The organism is Coprococcus sp. ART55/1 (genome assembly GCF_000210595.1).
In the GTDB taxonomy this organism is placed as follows: Bacteria; Bacillota; Clostridia; order Lachnospirales; family Lachnospiraceae; genus Coprococcus; species Coprococcus aceti.
In genome coordinates this window covers 1519822-1523652 of the sequence record NC_021018.1, presented here as the reverse complement: position 1 = coordinate 1523652, position 3831 = coordinate 1519822, and the positions used below count along the sequence as shown (strand labels likewise).

Sequence of the window (3831 nt, the reverse complement as noted above, 5' to 3'; positions counted from 1 at the left end):
CTTATTGTGATGCAGGGCTGCGATACAGTCCGTTCCGTAAGTCTGTCTGAAATGGTCTGTAAATATCTGCAACAGTCTGTCTGGAGGATACTCCGTAAAAGATTCCGGCAGGGCTATGATCAATTCCCTTGCCTCAATACATTTCCCCTCCGTACCGTTTTTTTTAAATTCTGCCTGATTATATTTTGCAAGGTCAGTCCAAAAATTACGGTCTGTGGTTTCATATACCGCATACAGATTTTCCTGCTTCTTTGGGCTTGAAATATAATAAATTCTTCCCCGGACATTGTGGAGCTTCGTCATCTGAATAAATGAATTTCTTGGCATGTGCTTCCTCCTTTCCGTATCTGCCAAGTACGAAGCTGCAAGAAATGAGGATGGGAAACTTTCTAATGTGAAAGTGAGTAGGCTACATAGGTAGCCTGTCTACGAACATATCCGCCTGTCGGCGAAAAGCTCCCAGCAGGGCGAAATACACAGAGTACAAATCGTAAGATTTGTGCGAGGGGTGTATTTCGCTCTCAAACGCCGAGGGCTTGTATAAAAAAGTTTCTTCCCCACTTCTTAAATTTCCGGTTGTATCTTAGAGGAAGCACATGGTATAATCTATTTGCGTGTAGGTATATCATGGCTTCGGTCAGATACATACCTTAGGGATGGTCTTAGGACTGTCCCTATTTAATTTGTCACATTTCTTGTGACAGCTCTGACATTTCCTTTGTCCCTTAAGTCCCTGCCTTCATTGGCGGTCATGAACTTTTCAAGCATATCCGTTTTGATAAGGACTTTCCGTCCTACCTTCAATACCGGAAGCTTTTTCCATTCTACCAGTTTCCGCAGGGTATTTCTGCCGATACCCGTATAGTCGGCAGCTTCCTCAATGGACAGTGCAATCTTCACTTCTGTCATTAAAACACCTCCTCCTGAATTGCATAATGCAATTTTGTAACTATGCCTACTATATAACTTTTATATCTTCTTGTCAAGCGTTACGAAATTTTAAAAGTAATTATTGACTTGCATATTGCAATGCTACTTTTACTGTGTTATACTTTAGCCATACCGAAAAAGGAGGCGTATCAGAATGAAAGATAAAGAATTACGCAAGTTAATCGGTAGCAGGGCAAAACAACGCAGACTGGAATTAGGTGTCAACCAGCCTTATATAGCAGAAAAGATGGGAGTTACCGCTTCCACCATACAGCGGTATGAGGCAGGAACGATTGACAACACCAAGAAGCTTGTTCTGGATGGTCTGTCGGAAGCACTTCATGTATCAGTGGAGTGGCTGAAGGGCGAGACGGAAGAAATGACAAGTGATGTTACGGATAAAAGGGAATTACAGATTCGTGATACCATGACTTCCATTCTCTCCAAACTGCCTTATGATATGAAGGCAGACGAAGCGGATTTTTCCAAAGATTTACTGCTGCTGATGTTGAAGGAATACGAATTATTCGTTGATTCCTTTCAATATGCCTGTAAGAATTTTAAAGGGAATACGGAAGATGCCACAATTGCAAAAGTAATGGGGTTTGAATCCAATCAGGAATATAATGAGATTATGTTCCTTAGGGAAATCACCCATACGGTAAACGCACTGAACGACATGGGCGACATTGTAAGGCTCTATTCCAAGAATCCCGAAACGGCAGCCGTAAGGCTTGCAAATCTTCTTTCAGAGAAAGACTCCGAACCGGTATAGATTAGACAACCGGAGTTATGATATACTTACACGCAGAAAGCATTTCATCAGTTCCGATTGTCGATATCGAAAGGAGTAACGATTATGGCAAAAGGTTCTGTAAGAAAGAAAGGCAAGAAATGGTACTACCGCTTCTATGTGGAAGATGCAAGCGGTAATCTGGTGCAGAAGGAATTTGCAGGTACGGAAAACAAAAGCGAAACGGAAAAGCTGTTGAGGCAGGCAATGGAGGATTATGAAGCCAAGCGGTTTGTTGCAAAGGCTGAAAACATCACACTCGGAGAGTTGCTTGACCTGTGGGCTGAGGAAGAATTAAAGACAGGCACATTGAGTAATGGAACGGTTGGCAATTATCTTCAGACAATTGGGAGAATCAAACAACACCCTATCAGCAAAAGGAAACTGAAAACGGTGACTTCGGTACACCTGCAGGAGTTTATGGATTTGCTCTCATTTGGAGGCACTGTGGGAGATTTTATATCAAAAGGATATTCCATTGATTATGTAAGGTCATTTTCAGCAGTATTGCAACAGTCATTCCGGTTTGCGGTATTTCCGAAACAGTTTATTACCTTCAATCCCATGCAGTATGTGGTGATGAGGCACAAAAAGGAAGAAACGGATTTGTTTGCGGATGAAACAGCCGCAGACAGAGACAAGGTTAAACCGCTTTCCTTTGAAATGTACCGGAAACTGATTGAACAGCTTGGAAAACGAAGCAGAGATGCGATTCTTCCGGTTCAGATAGCATACTTTACAGGTCTCAGACTTGGGGAAGTGGCAGGTCTGACATGGCAGGACATCAACCTTGAAGAACAGTATTTAACTGTACGCAGGAGTGTCCGTTACAATGGGGCTACCCATAAGCACGAAATTGGTCCGACAAAATGGAAAAAGGTCAGAGTTGTTGACTTTGGCGATACCCTCGCAGACATTCTGAGAAAGGCAAAAAAGGAACAACACAAAAACCGTTTTCAGTATGGAGAACTTTATCAGCGGAATTTTTACAGAGAGGTAATGGAAAAGAATCGGGTGCATTACGAGTATTACCATTTGGGAATGACAGAAAATGTGCCAGAGGATTACACCGAAATCTTCTTTGTATGCTTAAGGGAGGATGGCTGTCTGGAACTTCCGGCAACCATAGAAACAGCCTGCCGGACAGCAGGAAGAAAAGTACCGGAGCTTGAAGGTTTCCATTTCCACACATTAAGGCATACCTACACGACAAACCTCTTATCCAACGGGGCTCAGCCTAAGGATGTGCAGGAACTGTTAGGACACTCAGACGTGAGCACCACCATGAATGTCTATGCCCATGCTACAAGGGAAGCAAAGCGGACTTCCGCAAGAATTCTTGATAAAGTAGCAGGCAATGATTAAACAACTGAATAATGAATTTACCCTTGTAATTATCCCATAAGGGCAAAAACAAGGGAAAAGGATACATATATAGAATTTTCAATGGCGGGAAGCCTTGAAAATAGGGGAAAGTTAAGAGAATTAATAGATAAATTCCAGTTTGCTGGACTGGTGATACACGGAAAATAGTATTATAGCAGGTAACAGGCAGATGGTCATATAACCGACGGTCTGCCGTTTTTTGTGTTTATATTATATATGAATGTGGAAAGATTCTAGAAGATATTTTGGTATATATTAACCGAAATATCTTTTGGGAGAAAATGTCATGGTACGCACCTTTTTGTAACTGTGCACTCAAAAATGAATGTGTTACAATAGACTCGGAGGTGAGAATTATGCGAGCAAAAGAAGAATTACCGGAATGCCCAGTTGCAACAGCAGTATCTCTCATCGGAGGAAAATGGAAATTGCTGATTTTGCGTAACTTGAAAGAGCGTCCATGGAGATTCAATGAGCTACTACGAAGTATAGATGGTATTTCACAAAAGGTTTTGACAGATAGTTTAAGACAAATGATGAGTGATGGGCTGGCATATCGCCACGATTACCATGAGCAGCCACCGAGAGTTGAATACGGCTTAACGGAACTTGGAACAAAAATGCTTCCAATTGTTAATTCACTTGCTGACTTTGGTAACTACTATAAATCAATTATTGAACAAAATTAAGGACGTTAGTATTTGAAAAACTCGAACAATTCC

The 3831-nt window shown here is 41.7% G+C and carries 4 protein-coding genes and 1 pseudogene; 3 read left to right on the top strand and 2 right to left on the bottom strand.

What is annotated here, in order from left to right:
- Both CCU_RS07000 and CCU_RS06995 read right to left on the bottom strand, forming a co-directional pair.
- Positions 1-327, bottom strand: a pseudogene (locus CCU_RS07000) (MobA/MobL family protein); the annotation flags it as partial.
- A gap of 351 nt (positions 328-678) precedes the next feature.
- Positions 679-909, bottom strand: coding sequence for a helix-turn-helix domain-containing protein (locus tag CCU_RS06995; RefSeq protein ID WP_005604346.1), 231 nt, complete (start codon positions 907-909; stop codon positions 679-681).
- A 175-nt stretch (positions 910-1084) separates the two neighbouring features.
- Between CCU_RS06995 and CCU_RS06990 the strand changes: the two genes are divergently transcribed.
- From CCU_RS06990 to CCU_RS06980, 3 genes are all read left to right on the top strand, one after another.
- On the top strand, positions 1085-1705 hold the full coding sequence (locus tag CCU_RS06990; protein ID WP_005604344.1) for a helix-turn-helix domain-containing protein: 621 nt from the start codon (positions 1085-1087) through the stop codon (positions 1703-1705).
- Between the two features lie 84 nt (positions 1706-1789).
- Complete coding sequence (locus tag CCU_RS06985; RefSeq protein ID WP_015534089.1) at positions 1790-3088, top strand: tyrosine-type recombinase/integrase; 1299 nt, start codon at positions 1790-1792, stop codon at positions 3086-3088.
- A 377-nt stretch (positions 3089-3465) separates the two neighbouring features.
- Entirely contained in the window at positions 3466-3798 is a 333-nt protein-coding gene (locus CCU_RS06980; RefSeq protein ID WP_015534088.1) for a winged helix-turn-helix transcriptional regulator, read from the top strand.
- Positions 3799-3831 lie beyond the last annotated feature (33 nt).